Annotated in this window: 14 protein-coding genes; 9 read left to right on the forward strand and 5 right to left on the reverse strand. The window is 53.7% G+C overall.

The genetic code is table 11. The features are described from left to right. Positions 1 to 44: 44 nt before the first annotated feature. On the reverse strand, positions 45 to 2,024 hold the full coding sequence (locus QYC28_RS12210) for an NAD(P)H-quinone oxidoreductase subunit 5 (RefSeq protein WP_149821207.1): 1,980 nt from the start codon (positions 2,022 to 2,024) through the stop codon (positions 45 to 47). A 270-nt stretch (positions 2,025 to 2,294) separates the two neighbouring features. On the opposite strand from QYC28_RS12210, the gene QYC28_RS12215 reads away from it, so the two are divergent. The 6 genes from QYC28_RS12215 (at position 2,295) to QYC28_RS12240 (ending at position 5,946) form a co-directional block, all read left to right on the forward strand. Next, complete coding sequence (locus QYC28_RS12215; RefSeq protein ID WP_286625884.1) at positions 2,295 to 2,996, forward strand: lipid-binding SYLF domain-containing protein; 702 nt, start codon at positions 2,295 to 2,297, stop codon at positions 2,994 to 2,996. Between the two features lie 61 nt (positions 2,997 to 3,057). Next, entirely contained in the window at positions 3,058 to 3,405 is a 348-nt protein-coding gene (locus QYC28_RS12220; protein ID WP_149821211.1) for a YbaB/EbfC family nucleoid-associated protein, read from the forward strand. Positions 3,406 to 3,423: 18 nt separating this feature from the next. Then, complete coding sequence (locus QYC28_RS12225; RefSeq protein WP_149821213.1) at positions 3,424 to 4,053, forward strand: response regulator transcription factor; 630 nt, start codon at positions 3,424 to 3,426, stop codon at positions 4,051 to 4,053. A 69-nt stretch (positions 4,054 to 4,122) separates the two neighbouring features. Continuing rightward, complete coding sequence (locus QYC28_RS12230) at positions 4,123 to 4,359, forward strand: hypothetical protein (RefSeq protein ID WP_149821215.1); 237 nt, start codon at positions 4,123 to 4,125, stop codon at positions 4,357 to 4,359. An 11-nt stretch (positions 4,360 to 4,370) separates the two neighbouring features. Continuing rightward, positions 4,371 to 5,378, forward strand: a complete 1,008-nt coding sequence (locus QYC28_RS12235; RefSeq protein WP_286625888.1) for a WD40 repeat domain-containing protein — start codon at positions 4,371 to 4,373, stop codon at positions 5,376 to 5,378. Between the two features lie 49 nt (positions 5,379 to 5,427). Further along, entirely contained in the window at positions 5,428 to 5,946 is a 519-nt protein-coding gene (locus QYC28_RS12240) for a DUF4330 domain-containing protein (RefSeq protein WP_190278101.1), read from the forward strand. Here QYC28_RS12240 and QYC28_RS12245 read toward each other — a convergent pair. Beyond that, a complete protein-coding gene (locus QYC28_RS12245; protein WP_149821221.1) occupies positions 5,933 to 6,331 on the reverse strand; it encodes a RidA family protein in 399 nt (132 codons plus the stop codon). The genes QYC28_RS12240 and QYC28_RS12245 overlap by 14 nt on opposite strands. Positions 6,332 to 6,745: 414 nt before the next feature. Here QYC28_RS12245 and psaA point away from each other — a divergent pair, with 414 nt between their 5' ends. The 3 genes from psaA to QYC28_RS12260 all read left to right on the forward strand — a co-directional run bounded on the left by psaA (position 6,746) and on the right by QYC28_RS12260 (position 13,134). Beyond that, positions 6,746 to 8,953, forward strand: a complete 2,208-nt coding sequence (gene psaA / locus QYC28_RS12250; protein ID WP_399363257.1) for a photosystem I core protein PsaA — start codon at positions 6,746 to 6,748, stop codon at positions 8,951 to 8,953. A gap of 23 nt (positions 8,954 to 8,976) precedes the next feature. Then, complete coding sequence (gene psaB, locus QYC28_RS12255) at positions 8,977 to 11,202, forward strand: photosystem I core protein PsaB (protein WP_149821225.1); 2,226 nt, start codon at positions 8,977 to 8,979, stop codon at positions 11,200 to 11,202. 327 nt (positions 11,203 to 11,529) lie between these two features. Beyond that, the gene (locus tag QYC28_RS12260) at positions 11,530 to 13,134 is read left to right on the forward strand and encodes a mechanosensitive ion channel (protein WP_302679560.1); all 1,605 of its coding nucleotides are present in this window, start codon (positions 11,530 to 11,532) and stop codon (positions 13,132 to 13,134) included. Positions 13,135 to 13,224: 90 nt separating this feature from the next. On the opposite strand, the gene folE is transcribed toward QYC28_RS12260, so the two are convergent. The 3 genes from folE to recG all read right to left on the reverse strand — a co-directional run bounded on the left by folE (position 13,225) and on the right by recG (position 18,401). Next, entirely contained in the window at positions 13,225 to 13,875 is a 651-nt protein-coding gene (gene folE, locus QYC28_RS12265; RefSeq protein ID WP_149821229.1) for a GTP cyclohydrolase I FolE, read from the reverse strand. A 181-nt stretch (positions 13,876 to 14,056) separates the two neighbouring features. Next, positions 14,057 to 15,952 (reverse strand): ATP-dependent zinc metalloprotease FtsH2, encoded by a 1,896-nt coding sequence (gene ftsH2, locus QYC28_RS12270; protein ID WP_149821231.1) that lies wholly within the window; start codon positions 15,950 to 15,952, stop codon positions 14,057 to 14,059. Positions 15,953 to 16,013: 61 nt separating this feature from the next. Further along, complete coding sequence (gene recG / locus QYC28_RS12275) at positions 16,014 to 18,401, reverse strand: ATP-dependent DNA helicase RecG (protein WP_302679561.1); 2,388 nt, start codon at positions 18,399 to 18,401, stop codon at positions 16,014 to 16,016. Positions 18,402 to 18,416: the final 15 nt, after the last annotated feature.

An 18,416-nucleotide genomic window follows, 5' to 3' on the forward strand; every position in this document is an offset into this window, starting at 1 on the left:
TCGTGTTTACTCCTCCAGCAGTTGGGAAAGAACCATGACCGGGGTTAGGCTTGCACCGAGAAGATGACAAATCCCAACACCGCCAGCAGCACAATGAGGGCGTAGAATTGGGCACGGCCATTTTGGAAGTATTTCAGCCCTTCACCGGTGACCATCGTGACAAAGCCCGTGAGGTTGACCACGCCATCCACCACGTTGTAATCCACTTCCAAGACCTGACGCGCCAAGCGACGACAGCCTTTAATGAAGACCGCCTCATAGAGTTCATCGAAGTACCACTTATGCAGTGAGAACTGGTACAGCGGTTGAATGGCTTTGGCGATCGCCTGCGGACTGGGAGTGCCCTTGAGATACATCAGGGAGGCCAAGGTAATGCCAATCAGGCCAATGCCCACAGAGCTACCGCCAAGGATGAGAAACTCCGTCAAATCCACCGCGTGATCTGCCACCATCTCCTCACCGGGAGCATGGATAAAGGCCGCAAAGAGATTGTTGAAGGGGGTACCCACAAAACCAATCAACGTCGAGGGAATTGCTAGCACCACCAAGGGTAGGGTCATTGTCCAAGGGGATTCATGGGGTTCAGCAGTCTGCTGATCGTGGTGGGCATTGTGATCATAGTGTTCCTGTAACTCTGGGGGCACATTACGGAACTTGCCCTCAAAGGTCATGAAGTACATGCGGAACATGTAAAAGGCGGTTAAGCCCGCCGTGAGCCACGTCAGCAGCCACATTGCCGGGTTGGCATGAAAAACGGCGCCTAAAATTTCATCCTTTGACCAAAAGCCAGCAAAGGGCGGCACGCCAGAAATGGCCAAGCACCCCACTAGAAATGTTGCCCCTGTAATGGGCATATACTTGCGCAGCCCCCCCATGTAGCGCATATCTTGAGCCAAGTCTGGGTTGTGGCCAACCACCCCTTCCATGCCATGGATGACTGACCCCGATCCAAGAAAGAGCATCGCTTTGAAGTAGGCATGGGTCATCAGGTGAAAAAGGCCGGCACTGTAGGCACCCACGCCCATCCCCATGACCATGTAGCCCAGTTGGGAAATGGTTGAATAGGCCAAGCTCTTTTTGATGTCGTTTTGGGTGATGGCAATAGTTGCCCCCATAAATGCCGTAAAGGCCCCCGTCCAAGCAATGATGGTCATCACTTGGGGCAATTGCTCAAACACAGGGAACATCCGCGCAATCAGGAAGACTCCGGCTGCCACCATGGTTGCCGCGTGAATCAGAGCAGAAATGGGGGTCGGACCTTCCATCGCATCCGGCAGCCACACATGCAGGGGAAACTGGGCAGATTTGGCCACAGGGCCGAGAAAGACCAAGATGGCAAGAATGGCGGCAAGACTAGGGGAAAGTAGCCCGGTATTGACCAGTTCCGTCAGGCGATCGCCCATGCCACCAAAGTCAAAGCTACCCGTCGCCCAAAATAGCCCCACCATGCCCAACAAAAGGCCAAAATCACCGACACGGTTGGTAACAAATGCCTTCTGTGCTGCTTCCGCCGCGCTTTTGCGGTCATACCAGAAGCCAATCAGCAGGTAGGAGCACATCCCCACCAATTCCCAAAAGATATAGACCTGCACCAAGTTGGGACTGACGACCAACCCCAGCATCGAGGAGCCAAACAGGCTGAGATAGGCAAAAAAGCGAACATAGCCCGCATCATGAGCCATGTAGCCATCGCTGTAGAGCATGACTAAAAAGGCCACCGTTGTGACGATGACCAACATCAATGCCGCTAAGGGGTCAATCACGTATCCCATGGCAATGTGGAGATTGCCCGCCGCTGCCCATTCAATCATTTGCGTATAGGGGGCGTGGCCTTGGACTTGACTCCAGAAGAGGCTCAGAGAATGCACCATGGCGATCGCCATCAACGCCATGATGAAAATGGCACTGGGTCGCCGCAGTTTCGAGGTGGTCTCTGAAAAGGCAATCAAGCCAAAGCCAACAATCAGCGCTCCCAAGAGGGGTAAAACGGGAATCAGCCAAGCGTATTGATACAGGGGTTCCATGCGTGCCACCTAACTTTCCATGAGAGCTGCCTGCCTAGAAAACCAAATAGGTATGAATCGCTAGTGTAGGCAAAACCCTCTACATTCTGCCATATCCCTTTTAGCAAGGGACGAGGGCTACCAGTGACAGAAAATTAAAAAACGGATTTTCTTTAGCTTTGCCGCCATTAAGAAGGCATGATTGGTGATGGAACAAGCCAGAAAGGTTCACCCGTCTAACGATATATTGATGCACTGATGAGGGAGATGGCGATGGAATTGCGTTTTGTAATGGGACGCTTATACCGAGTGGGGTCTGTCATGGGGGGGGCGATCGCCCTGATGTTCATCCCCCACACCACCCTTGCCCAAAATGCCCCTGATTCGCGCATGGTGCAGCGGGTCGAGAACGCCACATTTGTCCTTGGCGAGTTTACATTTAACAACAACAACCGCATTCCACCGAGGATTGTCCAGCGCGCTCAAGGGATTGCCATTATTCCCAATGTCGTTCAAGCGGGGTTTCTCTTTGGGGGCCGCCGTGGCGCCGGTATTCTGCTTGTGCGCAATGAAAATAACGAATGGAGTAAGCCCGCCTTTATCACAATGACCGGCGGGAGCTTTGGCCTGCAAATTGGTGCCCAATCCACGGATGTGGTGCTGGCCTTCATGGATAAATCCGTCGTCATGCGCAGCTTGGCGCAGTCCTTTCGTCTAGGGGGCAATGTCTCCGTTGCGGCAGGCCCTGTGGGTGGCGAAGTTGTCAGTCCTACGGATCCGAGTCCCCAAGTCTTTTCCTACACGCGCAGTGCAGGTCTGTTTGCCGGCGTTGCCCTTGAGGGCGCCAATATTAGTTTTGACCGTAGTGCTAGTACCCGCTTCTATGGCCGGCCTAACCTGACGCCAATGCAAATTTTCGAGAACTCGCCCCCCCTCCCTTCCCCTCCCGTCCTCAATGGTCTCTACAATGCCCTTGCCCGTGCAGCGCGCTAATCCCTTCTCAAGACAGTGATAAGATAGCAGTCAATAGTCCGCACTGTATAGAAGGAACACTATGGCACAGGGACAGGGTTTTGGCTTCGGTCTTGGCAAAATGAAGGAGCTGGCCGCAGCCATCCAGAAAGCACAACAAGTTCAAGAAGGCGCCAAGAAGCTGCAGGAAGACCTCGAAAAAATGGACATTGAGGGTCAAGCAGCAGGGGGTGCCGTCAAAGTGGTTATGAGTGGTACCCAAGAACCCCGCCGCGTCGAAATCAGCCCAGATCTCCTGAGTGAAGGGGCTGAAGTGCTCTCTGATTTGGTGACCGCCGCCATGCGCGATGCCTACCAAAAATCCACCGCCACTATGCGGGAACGGATGGAAGAGTTGACAGGTGGTTTGAACGTTCCGGGTCTCGGTTAATGCACTGCCCCGCCCACCATGGCACCCAAGCTACGGCTCCTGATTGTGGAAGATGATCCGATGATGCAACTGGGGCTAGGACAAGCTCTAGGGGAGCAGTTTGCTGTGGTGGGTTATGCCGAAGATGGCTATGGTGCCATTGATATGACACGGCAGTTGCAGCCGCAAGTGGTCATTATGGACATTGGCCTACCAAGGCTAGACGGGATTGCAGTAACCCAACGGCTGAAGCGAGAATTTCCTGACATTCATGTGGTGATGCTCACCTCCCACCAATCGGCTCTTGAGGCCGTTGCCGCCCTTTCTAGTGGTGCTGATGCCTACTGTATCAAGGGAGAAACCGTTGAGCGATTACTGATGGCGATCGCTGCTGCCCAAGAGGGAGCCACCTATCTTGATCCCCAGATTGCCCGCCATGTGATCCAGCACCTGCATCCGCCCCAACCGACAATGGACTATCACCTTTCGCAGCGGGAACTGGATGTCCTGAAGCTGATGGTGGAAGGCTATAGTAACCCTGAAATTGCCAGTAAGCTGTTTCTCAGTCCAAATACTATCAAGACCCATGTGCGGGGTATTTTGAACAAGTTGGCGGTGGATGACCGTGTGCAGGCGGCGGTTGTTGCACTTCGTAACGGTTTAGTCTAGGCCTTCCCCAAGACTCAAGAACACTTGTTATCGTGAAGGGGAACCGTCGGTGTGTTGAGCCTGTGTCCCATGGCATCCTATAGCAATGAGGCAACGGTTTTAGCCTCGGATCAAGAATCATCCTGGATGCTGAAGCGGGAAAAAGCCATTGGTCAAGCGGAAGGCATTATTGACCGGCTCTACGGCATTTATGGTGAGATCTTTGACGTGAATGTGGCGGGGCACTGGCTGATCATTAGCTTGTTTATTGCCCTCATGTTTGCCATGATTGTCGGCATTCAGATCTATTTCGACACCCTCCACTAGGGGCGTAACTGGTGAATTCTCTGATCCCACTAGGACAAACCCAACTTCAAGAGTACGTCACCGCCTTGGCGTGGGGCGATCGCCATCTGTTGGCCGCTTCCGCCGCAGGAGAGGTCTATCACATTGATCCAGAGGTGGGTGAGCAACTCATCTTGCAAACGGCGACCGATCAAAGCTTAACGATCCTCGCGGTGGCGAGCGATCGCCAGTGGTGGGCAGCGGCGGGAGAGCAGGGACGGGTACTCATTGGTTCCTTAGCTCACCCTGAGAATCTTCAGGTGCTCCACTACGGTTCCCACTGGATTGATCAACTGGCTTGGCATCCCACATTGCCTTGGGTTGCCTTTAGTCTTGGTCACTACGTCCAGATTTGGGATGCGGCTCAAGCCGATGTCATTGCCACCCTTGATTTTGCAGCCTCGTCAGTTTTGGCTTTGGCTTGGCAACCTACGGGTGATGCTTTGGCCGTTGCCGGTTATGGCGGTGTACGGGTGTGGTCGGCTAAAGATTGGGATGCCGATCCCCAAGAATTGGGGTTTATGTCTGCGACAGTGGGCGTAGCCTGGTCCGCCACAGGGGAATATTTCGCGGCCAGCAACATGGATCACACCCTTTTTGTCTGGCGTTGGGGCGATCAGTATCCGTGGCAAATGCAGGGCTTTCCCGGTAAAGTGCGGCATCTTCACTGGTTGGAAACCGCCAACCAAGCCCCCCAGCTCCTGAGTAGTTCCCAAGAGGGGATTATCCTCTGGCGCCTCAGCGAGGACGAAAGCGGCTGGCAACCCCAAGTGCTGGATCTGCACCGTGGCACTGTGCGCGCCCTCTCTATTCATCCCCAAGGTCAAGGCTTCGTGTCCAGTGGCGATGAGGGATGGCTGTGTTATTGGCAGCAAACTCAACCGCAGGAGTTACTGCAAGGTGCCCAAGAATACTTCACAACTCTTGCTTGGCACCCCAAGGGATCGTATTTAGCCGCTGGGGGCACCCAAGGGGAACTCTGGGTTTGGCAAGCCGGTTAGGGAGAACCCGTGTGGTAGGATGTTGCTGCGGGTTTAAGCTAGAGTGCCGATGAAACTCATTGATCGCTATGGCCGTCTTTTTGGCAAGCTGAGTCTTCTAGACCTTGGGGCAGGGCTTGTTCTCCTGTGCGTTTTGGCGGGCTTGTTCCTCCTGCCGGGGCGATCGGGCACCTCGTTGGCACAAATGACCGCTGCCCAACCCATTGAAGTAGATGTTCTCGTTCTGGGTCTGAGTACTCCCACTCCCCAAGACCTGATTCCCAAGGGCAGTACCGCCAACTTTATTATTCGCAACCAGCCCTACGGCCAAATCACTGTGAAAAATGTCCAGGTTCTGCCGCGCACAGTTACTGTTTCTCAGCCCGATGGATCGGTTAAAGCGCTGCCAGATCCCCGCCCAGAGATGGCCTATAGTAGCAACCTGCTCTTGACCCTCGAAGGCCGAGGCCAAATCACTAACAAGGGGCCTGTGCTGGGGAATACTGGCATCAAAGTAGGGACGCCCGTAGAATTAGAGGGCAAAGAGTATAATTTCCGTGCCTCGGTGATTGCCGTTAGGCCGTTGTAGGACAGTAGGCAATGCAGTCAATTTCAACTTTGACTCCCTTCGGCAGGCGCGATACTTCCACACAGGCACGGGCAGGTGCTGTCTCGGCATCCATGTACTGAGCATAGATTTCATTCATGGCGGCGAAGTCATTGAGGTCTGCAAGATACACGGTTGTTTTCACCACCTGTGACCAATCGCTACCGGCGGCCTTGAGGACAGCACTGAGATTATCCATCACTTGGCGGGTCTGCTCCTTGACATCTTCGCCACCAACAATCTCACCCGTTTTTGGATCAAGGGCAATTTGCCCTGCGAGAAAGACCCATTCCCCATGGCGCACGGCTTGGCTATAGGGGCCGACCGGCCTAGGCGCATCAGTGGTACAAATAATCACTTTTGTCATAAAACTTAAAACAATTTACATATCGGGGGCGATCGCCCCAAAAGCCGATTCTACAGGGAATTGAGCCACGGCCACCTGTATTAAATCAATGGATATGATAGCGCATATATTATGCATTTATACCCCCACAATCATGTCAAGAATTCAAGCATCTTAAATAATGTTAATTATCGGCAAAGTCTGTACTCCCCTTCTATAATGCTGAATTGAGCATTCGCCTCCTGAACGGGCTTTATCGTTCCATTCTGGGTCTTTAGATTCACGATTCTTCACAATCATTGATCTAAAGATCTTTCTATATTGCCGAGGTGAATGCCCTCGTTCCTTCCTTGCCTAAGAGAGAGGAGAGACTCGATGACCATCAGTCCACCGGAGCGAGAGCCAAAGGTCAGAGTCGTGGTTGATAATGACCCGGTGCCCACCTCCTTTGAAAAATGGGCAAAACCCGGGCATTTTGACCGCACCTTGGCCAGAGGCCCCCAAACCACCACATGGATTTGGAACCTCCACGCTCTTGCCCACGATTTCGATACACACACGAGCGACCTTGAAGATATTTCCCGCAAGATCTTCAGTGCACACTTCGGCCATCTGGCTGTGGTGTTCATCTGGCTGAGTGGGATGTACTTCCACGGTGCAAAATTCTCAAACTATGAGGCTTGGCTGGCCGATCCCACCGGTATCAAGCCCAGTGCTCAAGTGGTCTGGCCCATTGTGGGTCAAGGCATTCTCAATGGTGATGTCGGCGGTGGTTTCCACGGCATCCAAATCACCTCGGGGCTATTCCAACTGTGGCGTGCCTCTGGGATCACCAATGAGTTCCAGCTTTACTGCACCGCAATCGGTGGCTTGGTCATGGCTGGCTTAATGCTCTTTGCAGGCTGGTTCCACTATCACAAGCGCGCTCCTAAGCTGGAATGGTTCCAAAGCGTGGAATCCATGCTCAACCACCACCTCGCCGGCTTGCTTGGCTTGGGGTCTTTGGCTTGGGCAGGTCACCAGATCCACGTCTCGCTACCCATCAACAAACTCTTGGATGCAGGGGTTGCTGCTAAGGATATTCCCTTGCCCCACGAGTTTATCCTTAACCCCAGCTTGATGGCCGACCTATATCCCAAAGTGGATTGGGGTTTCTTGAGTGGCGTCATTCCCTTCTTCACCTTTAATTGGGCTGCCTACTCGGATTTCCTGACCTTTAACGGCGGCTTGAACCCTGTTACCGGTGGCCTGTGGCTGTCGGATACGGCTCACCATCACGTGGCGATCGCCGTCCTCTTCATCGTTGCCGGTCACATGTACCGCACCAACTGGGGAATCGGCCACAGCCTCAAAGAGATTCTTGAAGCCCACAAAGGCCCCTTCACCGGTGCCGGCCACAAAGGTCTGTACGAAGTGCTGACCACCTCTTGGCATGCCCAACTGGCGATCAACCTAGCCATGATGGGTTCGCTGAGCATTATTGTGGCGCAGCACATGTATGCAATGCCCCCCTATCCTTACTTGGCTACCGACTATCCCACCCAACTGTCGCTGTTTACCCACCACATGTGGATTGGCGGTTTCCTGATTGTGGGTGGTGCTGCCCACGGTGCCATCTTCATGGTGCGTGATTACGATCCGGCCATGAATCAAAACAACGTTCTGGATCGGGTACTGCGCCATCGCGATGCCATCATTTCTCACCTGAACTGGGTGTGCATCTTCTTGGGCTTCCACAGCTTCGGCCTGTACGTCCACAACGACACGATGCGCGCCTTTGGTCGTCCCCAAGATATGTTCTCGGATACGGGGATTCAACTTCAGCCCGTGTTTGCCCAATGGGTACAACACCTGCACACCCTAGCCCCCGGTGGCACTGCTCCCAATGCAGCAGCGACCGCTAGTGTTGCCTTTGGTGGTGATGTGGTTGCAGTCGGTGGCAAAGTCGCCATGATGCCCATTGTTCTGGGAACGGCCGACTTCATGGTGCACCATATTCACGCTTTCACGATCCACGTGACAGTGCTGATTCTGCTGAAGGGCGTCCTCTTTGCCCGCAGCTCTCGCCTCATTCCCGATAAAGCCAACTTGGGCTTCCGCTTCCCCTGCGATGGTCCCGGTCGTGGCGGTACCTGCCAAGTCTCCGGTTGGGATCACGTCTTCTTGGGTCTGTTCTGGATGTACAACTGCATCTCTGTTGTAATTTTCCACTTCAGTTGGAAGATGCAGTCGGATGTCTGGGGTACTGTTGCTCCCGATGGCACGGTATCTCACATCACGGGCGGTAACTTTGCCCAAAGTGCCATCACCATCAATGGCTGGCTACGGGACTTCCTGTGGGCACAAGCTTCTCAGGTGATTGGCTCCTATGGTTCAGCCCTATCCGCCTATGGTTTGTTGTTCTTGGGTGCTCACTTCATTTGGGCCTTCAGCCTCATGTTCCTCTTCAGTGGTCGTGGCTACTGGCAAGAGCTGATTGAGTCCATTGTTTGGGCCCACAACAAGCTGAAAGTTGCACCGGCCATTCAGCCCCGTGCCCTGAGCATTATTCAAGGCCGTGCCGTCGGTGTAGCCCATTACCTCCTAGGGGGGATTGCCACTACTTGGGCATTCTTCCTAGCTCGGATTATTTCTGTAGGATAGGGGCGAGGAGGAGATAACCAACTATGGCAACTAAATTTCCGAAGTTTAGCCAAGACCTCGCACAGGATCCGACCACACGCCGGATTTGGTATGCCATCGCCATGGCTCACGACTTTGAAAGCCACGATGGCATGACCGAGGAAAATCTTTACCAGAAGATTTTTGCCTCCCACTTTGGGCATCTGGCCATCATCTTCCTGTGGGTGTCTGGTAGCCTATTCCACGTTGCGTGGCAGGGGAACTTTGAACAATGGATTCAAGACCCTGTCAACACCCGTCCCATCGCCCATGCGATCTGGGATCCTCAATTTGGCAAAGCCGCAGTGGATGCCTTTACCCAAGCGGGGGCTTCTAACCCTGTGGACATTGCCTACTCCGGTGTCTATCACTGGTGGTACACCATCGGTATGCGCACCAACGGTGACCTCTACCAAGGTGCCATCTTCCTGCTGATTCTGGCTTCGCTGGCTCTCTTTGCCGGCTGGCTGCACCTACAACCCAAATTCCGTCCTAGCCTCTCTTGGTTCAAAAATGCCGAATCGCGGTTGAACCACCACTTGGCGGGTCTGTTTGGGGTTAGCTCCTTGGCTTGGGCGGGTCACCTGATTCACGTGGCCATTCCCGAGTCCCGTGGTCAGCACGTGGGCTGGGATAATTTCCTGAGTACCATGCCCCACCCCGCTGGTTTGGCGCCTTTCTTTACGGGCAACTGGGGTGTCTATGCCCAAAACCCTGACACGGCTAGCCACGTCTTTGGCACGGCAGAGGGGGCGGGAACGGCGATTCTCACCTTCTTGGGTGGCTTCCATCCCCAAACGGAGTCCCTGTGGCTCACGGATATGGCGCACCACCACCTTGCCATTGCGGTGCTCTTTATTGTGGCGGGTCACATGTACCGCACCCAGTTTGGGATTGGCCACAGCATTAAAGAGATGATGGATGCCAAGGACTTCTTTGGCACGAAGGTGGAAGGTCCCTTCAACATGCCTCACCAAGGCATCTATGAAACCTACAACAACTCGCTGCACTTCCAGTTGGGTTGGCACTTGGCCTGCTTGGGCGTGATCACCTCCTTGGTGGCACAGCACATGTACTCGCTGCCACCCTATGCCTTCATTGCCCAAGACCACACCACGATGGCTGCCCTCTATACGCATCACCAGTACATTGCTGGCTTCTTGATGGTGGGTGCCTTTGCCCATGGTGCCATCTTCTTGGTGCGGGACTATGATCCAGCCCAAAACAAAGGCAACGTGTTGGATCGGGTGCTGCAACATAAAGAGGCGATTATTTCCCACCTAAGCTGGGTGTCCCTCTTCTTGGGCTTCCACACCTTGGGTCTCTATGTCCACAACGATGTCGTGGTGGCCTTTGGTACCCCCGAAAAGCAAATCCTGATTGAGCCGGTGTTTGCTCAGTTCATTCAAGCGGCCCATGGCAAACTGCTTTACGGTTTTGATACGCTGCTGTCGAACCCCGATAGCATTGCCAGCACTGCTTGGCCGAACTACGGTAACGTCTGGCTCCCTGGTTGGCTCGATGCCATCAACAGTGGTACCAACTCCTTGTTCTTGACGATTGGCCCTGGGGACTTTTTGGTGCACCACGCCATTGCCCTAGGTCTGCACACCACCACCTTGATTTTGGTCAAAGGTGCGTTGGATGCCCGTGGTTCCAAACTGATGCCAGATAAAAAAGACTTTGGCTATGCTTTCCCCTGTGATGGCCCTGGCCGTGGCGGTACCTGCGATATTTCTGCATGGGATGCCTTCTATCTAGCGATGTTCTGGATGCTGAACACCATTGGCTGGGTTACCTTCTACTGGCACTGGAAACACCTTGGTGTCTGGGAAGGCAATGTGGCTCAGTTCAACGAAAACTCTACCTACCTCATGGGTTGGCTGCGGGATTACCTCTGGTTGAACTCGTCGCAGCTCATCAATGGCTACAACCCCTTTGGCACCAATAACCTGTCGGTATGGGCATGGATGTTCCTGTTTGGTCACCTTGTGTGGGCTACAGGCTTCATGTTCCTGATTAGCTGGCGCGGTTACTGGCAAGAGCTGATTGAAACCTTGGTGTGGGCACACGAACGCACTCCCTTGGCCAACTTGGTGCGTTGGAAAGACAAGCCGGTGGCGCTGTCCATTGTGCAAGCCCGTTTGGTGGGTTTGGCTCACTTCAGTGTTGGCTATGTCTTGACCTACGCGGCCTTCTTGATTGCTTCAACCGCTGCCAAGTTCGGTTGATCGAGTTGAGATAACTTTCGTTCAGTCCCCTGCCCTCGTGGTGGGGGATTTTTGTTTTTGATAAGTTTGATAAAAAGTTGTAGCTGCTTGTTTCAAGTCGGCAGCAAACTAGTTCCTTGCCAACGACTAAAGTTAGGGATTTGTAACGTATCTCAATATACTAGTCCCCTAAAAACGTTTTCAATGACATCACGCTACTTTTTAGATATCCTAGGACTGAATTTTGCCATTGATGAGATTGGGTTTTAACTGAGGACGGTTGTAATGCGTGATACATTTAACCTAGCTATTTTGAGGTTTTCATCTAAGAGCCCTATTGAAGGCTTGTTGGCTCAAATTAGTACTGAAGAAACTTCCCAAATTGTCGGTGAAAATTCAGTGAATCCAGCTTTTGACCTTAACAATTTGGGGAGCCTTTTAGCGCAAGTCATTATTGCAGTTGCTTTGTTGCTCATTGGCTGGATTGTTGCCACTATTCTGGCAAAGATAACACGCTCGGTTTTGAAACGACTGCGCGTTGATGAACGATTGACCCAGTTCTTTGGTGGCAGTGAGTCGCTTCAGAGCATATCAGTGACTGCTATTCTGGCAGCAGTGGTTTTTTGGGTCATCTTTTTGCTGGCGGTGGTGGCCTTTTTGGATGCCCTGCGGCTAACAACGGTTTCCCAGCCCCTCAATGCGTTTCTCAATCAAGTTTTTAGTTTCCTGCCCAAGCTGGGGGCAGCCATCTTGCTGGCGGATGTGGCTTGGGTAGTGGCGACCATATCAAAAATGGTGGTTACTCAGTCCGCCCGTTCTTTGAATTTGGATCGCCAACTCCCCCTAGAATCTGAGGGGAATGGTTCCTCAGAGGGGCCGGCCACCATGTCTGTGGCTGAGATGTTGGGAAATACCCTCTATTGGTTTGTTTTTCTTTTCTTCCTGCCCTTAATTTTGGGGGTGCTTGATCTGCAAGGCTCATTGCAGCCTGTACAAAATCTCTTGAATGATATTCTAGGGGCACTGCCTTTTGTCTTTAAGGCGGTGATTATCGCGGTTGTTGGTTGGTTTATTGCCCGCATTGTCCGCAGCTTAGTCGTTAACTTAATGACGGGCATGGGGATTCAGCGCATTGGTCAGCGCCTCGGTCTAGGGCAAACCAGTTTAGGGGAATCCCTAGCAACGGTCATCGGTACGATTGTCTATGTCTTAGTCTTGATTCCCACGGCGATCGCCAGCCTTGACGCGTTGCAAATTGTGGCCATTACGGAACCGGCAACGGCAATGCTCAACCAAGTGCTGACGGCATTGCCGAAAATTTTTACTGCAGCCATTATTCTGCTGCTGGCCTATGTAATTGGCCGCTTTGTGGCGGAGACGCTTACCAATTTCCTACAAACCATCGGCTTTGATCAAGTGTTTGTCTGGCTAGGTCTAGAGCGTCCGACGGTGGATTCTCAGGAGTCTCAGCCTGCGGAGGCACCCGAGCAGCGCTGGCGACAGCCCTCAGAAGTGATGGGCATCGTTGCCCTTGTTGGCGTTTTGTTATTTGGGGCGATCGCTGCCGTTGATGTACTGGATATTCCTGCTCTCAGTGCTTTTGTCACTGCCCTAGTAGTGGTGATTGGTCGGGTGTTGGTCGGAACGCTGATCTTTGCGGTAGGATTGTATTTTGCCAATTTAGTGTTTCGGCTTCTTGCCAGTTCTGGCACCTCCCAAGGGCGTTTTCTCGCTCAGGCGGCGCGGCTAGCAACGATGACATTTGTGGGGGCAATGGCTTTGCAACAGATGGGCATCGCAACAAGTATTGTCAATTTAGCCTTTGGCTTGCTCTTTGGTTCTATTGCGGTGGCGATCGCCCTCGCCTTTGGGTTGGGATGCCGTCAAATTGCCGCGTCTCAAGTTGAAGAATGGCTGAATCTGCTTAAGGGCAGGAATTCCGAAAATTCTTGAGCAAGGTAGTGGAGTAAGTTAACGCAGGAACGCTGTTTTAGCCACCAGAGGGGGAGAAATATTTCCTCTCCCCCTTGTCTGCTAATCAGGCTAGCGGAAGGAGGGTTGGTGGCGGATCAGATCTAGGAACTCTTGGCGGGTGCGGGCATCTTCAGCAAACACCCCTTGCATTGAACTGGTGACCGTCCAAGAGCCCGGTTTTTGTACACCTCGCATCACCATACACATATGGGTGGCCTCAACAACCACAGCCACCCCTTGCGGTTTCAGGAGTCCTTGCAAAGCATCTGCAATTTGTTGGGTTAGGCGCTCCTGCACCTGTAGCCGCCGCGCATACATCTCGCAAATGCGGGCAATTTTTGACAGGCCAATGACCCTGCCATTGGGAATGTAGGCGACATGGGCACGACCAATGATTGGCAGAATATGGTGCTCACAACAACTAAAGAGATCGATGTCGCGCACTAAGACCATCTCATTGGTGTCTTCGTAAAAAACGGCGTCATTCAGTAGGTCATCCAAGGATTGGCGGTAGCCACTGGTTAAAAACTTCAAGGCTTGCACAACCCGTTTGGGGGTATCCCGCAGGCCTTCGCGATCGGGATTTTCCCCTAGCCCGATGAGGAGTGTGCGAACCGCCTGCTCCATCTCAGCATCCGACACCTGGGTCGAGACGCAGGTGGGTATACTTTCAAGGCTGCTTTGCACGGTTAACAACTGGTTACGGGATTGCTGGGACATAGGGTACCTAAAATAATAACGATTATCATTCTATTTACTGGTGGAAATGGTGTCAATGAAACTGACATGAAAGTCGGTTTAGTTGAGCATAGAATTTACAGGGGAAAGGCAGTCAAAATAAAATCCCCTCGTCCGCACTGGGAGAGGGGTTAGGGTGATTGAATCTACTAATTTAGGTTATCTAAAGCTGCGGTACAAAGCGCTCTTTATCGGGAACAACGGTGTATTCAGCAACAATTTGCCGGAACTCTTCACCATCAATGGTTTCTTTTTCTACTAGGAGATCGACGAGGCGGTCAATGACCACGCGATTGTCCCGGATAATCTTGATGGCGAGTTCGTAGCTGTGCTGCACCAACTCCCGCACTTGGGCATCAATGCGCGCCGCAATTTCTTCGGAGTATTCTGTTCGAGACACCAAGTCCCGCCCCAAGAACACTTCACCGTTTTGGGTTTCCAAGGAGAGAGGTCCTAGATCTGACATACCAAAGCGGGTCACCATTTGCCGTGCCATTGCTGTCACTTGCTGCAGGTCATTGCCAGCACCAGTCGTGACCTCAGCATCGCCAAAGACGACGTATTCAGCCGCTCGGCCCCCAAGGGCACCGGCCATCCGCGCCATGAGTTGCGATCGCGAGATCAGACCAGAATCCTCTGAGGGCATGAACCAAGTGAGACCACGGGCTTGACCGCGGGGCACCAACGTCACTTTTTGGACAGGATCGTGCTCTTTAAGCAGTGTCCCGACAATGGCATGACCCACTTCGTGGTAGGCGATGAGGCGCTTGCTCTTGCCGTCAATCAGCGGTGTGCCCTCCATACCAGCGACAACCCGATCCACGGCATCGTCAATTTCCAGCATGGTGATGGCGGGTTTCCGCCGACGGGCCGTGAGAATCGCTGCTTCATTGAGGAGGTTGGCCAAATCGGCTCCCGTAAAGCCGGGGGTACGGCGAGCGATCGCCTCAAGGGAAACTTCAGGCGCCAATTTCTTGTTGCGGGCATGCACCTTGAGAATCGCCAAGCGACCCTTAATATCCGGCGCATCCACCACCACCTGTCGGTCAAAACGACCCGGACGCAGGAGAGCCGCATCCAAGACATCCGGGCGGTTGGTTGCCGCAATCACAATGATGCCGGTATTCCCCTCAAAGCCATCCATTTCGGTCAGCAGTTGGTTGAGGGTTTGCTCCCGCTCATCGTTACCGCCGCCAATGCCAGCCCCGCGTTGGCGACCCACAGCATCAATTTCATCAATAAAGATGAGACAGGGAGCGTTTTCTTTGGCTTTGCGGAACAGATCCCGGACGCGGGAGGCACCAACACCAACAAACATCTCGACAAATTCTGAACCCGAGATGGAGAAGAAGGGTACCCCTGCCTCACCGGCGATTGCCTTGGCCAGCATCGTTTTCCCTGTGCCGGGTGGCCCTACTAGTAGCACCCCTTTGGGAATGCGAGCACCCACCGCTGTAAATTTCTCGGGCTTCTTCAGGAAGGTGACCACCTCTTGTAGTTCTTCCTTGGCTTCATCGACACCAGCAACATCGTCAAACATGACACCCGTTTTGGCCTCCATTTGGAAGCGGGCGCGAGACTTACCAAAGTTCATCGCCTGACCTGGGCCTCCGGGCACGTTGCTGGAGCGGCGGAAGAGGAAAAAGAGTCCTCCCAAGAGCAAGACGGGGAAGAGTAAATTACCCAAGAGTCCCCACAGGGCACCATCATTGCGAGCCGGATGAACATCAATTTCTACGTGCTGCTCCCGCAGTTTACTAATGACTTCTGGAGCCGTCCCCGGCATATCTACCCGTACCCGCAGGGGGCGACCGTTAATCAGTTCCGGATCAGAGACATCCACAATGGCGGTGCGACCATTATCGAAAATGTCCACTTTACTAATGCGACCCGCATCTAAATAGTTGAGGAATCGCCCATAGCTCATGCGCGTACTGGCGGTATTCAGAGGAGGCTGACTTTGATTGAGCATAAAGTTGCTCGCCCCCTGCCAGAGGAGAACCCCCATGAGCAGTAGGGGGATTGACCAAAGGAGAACAGTTTTCCAAGAGACTTTCATTGGCGGCGCTTTTTATCAGGTTCTTAACTAAATTTAACATATCCCTCCCAAAGGGGGGGTATTAGTTCATCATGCCCTCAAGCAGGCGATCGCGCCGCTGCTGGAGAACTGCCTGCAGCAGAGGATAGCCCCGTAACTCAGGATCCTGGGCGATCAGTTCACTGGCCGCCGATCGCGCCGCCTCTAGGCAATCTTGATCCTCAACGAGGCTAGCGAGGGCAAAGTCCGGTAATCCCGATTGCCGCGTCCCCAACACCTCCCCCGGACCGCGCAGCCGCAGATCCATCTCTGCAATAAAGAAGCCATCCTGAGACTGTGCCAGCACATTCAGCCGTTGCTTGGCAACATCATTGCGAGAACTATTGAGCAGCAGACAATAGGACTGTTGGGCACCCCGCCCCACCCGCCCCCGCAGTTGATGGAGTTGGGATAGGCCAAAGCGTTCGGCATGTTCAATGAGCATCACCGTGGCATTGGGGACATCCACCCCCACCTCAACCACCGTGGTAGCCACCAGAATATCCAATTCCCCCTTGGCAAAGGCTTGAATTGTCGCATCCTTTTCACTCGATACCATGCGACCGTGGAGCAGCCCGACCCGAAAATTGGGAAAAATCTCCGTTTGTAATCGCTCGTGCTCGGCAATGGCGGATTTCAGATCCAGTTTTTCCGATTCCTCAACCAAAGGCAGGACAATATACGCTTGCCGCCCTTGGGCTACTTCCCGACGGATTAAATCGTAGGCGCAGGAGCGATCGCCCCGTCCCAAGACGGTTGTTTGAATCGGCTGCCGACCGGGGGGCAATTCATCAATTTGACTCACATCCAAATCCCCATGGAGGGTCAAGGCAAGCGTGCGGGGAATCGGTGTCGCCGTCATGGTCAACACATGGGGCAGGAGTCCTTTAGCTTGCAGCTTTGCCCGTTGCGCCACCCCAAAGCGGTGCTGTTCATCAATAACCACGAGACCGAGGCGCTGAAACGTCACCCCCTCTTGGATCAGAGCGTGGGTGCCCACCAGCACCGGCAATTCCCCTGTTGCCAATTGATCCAGAATCTGGCGGCGCTTGGCTGTACGTATCGATCCTGTGAGCAGTTCCACCGGCACATGGAGGGGGGTGAGCCATTCCAAGAGCTTGCGATAGTGCTGCTCTGCCAGAACCTCCGTGGGTGCCATTAGTGCCCCTTGATAGCCGGACTGCACTGCCGCCAATAGGGCAATCACTGCAACAACCGTTTTCCCTGACCCCACATCCCCTTGGACAAGGCGATTCATGGGAATCGGGCGCTCTAAATCCGCCAAAATTTCCGCCACCACCCGCTGCTGCGCCCCTGTGAGTTGAAAGGGCAGCCCTTGGTAAAACTGCTCAATCAGTTCCCCTTGGGGGTTGAGGGGGGCACTGGCCTGCTGTTGCTGCTGGCGCCGCCGTTGCAGTAAGCCCAGTTGCAGGTAAAAAAATTCATCAAAAATCAGCCGCCGCCGTGCCAGACTCAGTTGCGTTCGATCCGGCGGAAAGTGAATGTGCCGTAGCGCCATGTCTAAGGGCAGGAGTTGGTGACGTTGGCGTAGCCCCTGCGGTAGGGGATCAGGATAGCCCTGCACCAAGGGCAGAACGCGATCGATCGCACGGCGAATCACATCGGGAGATACCCCCTCCGTTAAGGGATAGACCGGCACAATACGGCCAATCGTGAGGGAGTCTATTTCTGCCCCAGCATGATCCAGCACTTCCAACTGCGGATCTTCAAGGGTAAGGCCATACTTTGTCAGTTTCACGAGGCCAGAGGCAGCCACAATGGTCTGTGGGGCATAGAGGCGTTTTTGCTGCTCTTGCCACCCCCGTTGGGCATAGCGGGCACCCGCATAGAAGCGACTCAGGCGAATTTGCCCGGTGCGATCTTGAAGAACAATTTCTAAGATCGTCAGCTTGGCATTGCGGGGACTGGTAAAACAGTTGCAACGGCGGACTTTACCCACAAGGGTGACGGTCTCCCCAGCTTGCAGTTGCCGAATCGGGACTTGGCGGGCATAGTCAATGTGATCGCGGGGGAAGTAGTAAATGAGATCCGCAACCCTATAAAGCCCGAGTTTTTCCAGTTTCGCCGCAGTGCGCTCACCAATCCCATTCACTGTTTTGAGCGCTTGATCGAGGGGACAGGGGCGCGGGGGTGGACTTGTGAGTTGTTTGTGGACATCGTGGAGCAGTTGGCGCGTTTTCACCACGAGGTGTTGTCGTTGGCTGGGGGAGAGATCGTTGTAGTGGGCATAGGCTGCCGCCGTTTCCTGCCAGCGATCGCGCATCTGAAGGGGGAGTTGTTGCAGAGGGGCTTGCATTAACGCTGCGTGTAAATACTCATTAAACCGATAGGTATTGCCCTGAAGGTTGCAAAAACCCCGCGCCGTTTCAATGGCAAGGGCGCGTTGTAGGCGTGGCCAGTCAAGGGACACAGCAGGCCTCCTTCC

The sequence above is a fragment of the Thermosynechococcus sp. HY596 genome, assembly GCF_030518715.1.
Lineage (GTDB): Bacteria > Cyanobacteriota > Cyanobacteriia > Thermosynechococcales > Thermosynechococcaceae > Thermosynechococcus.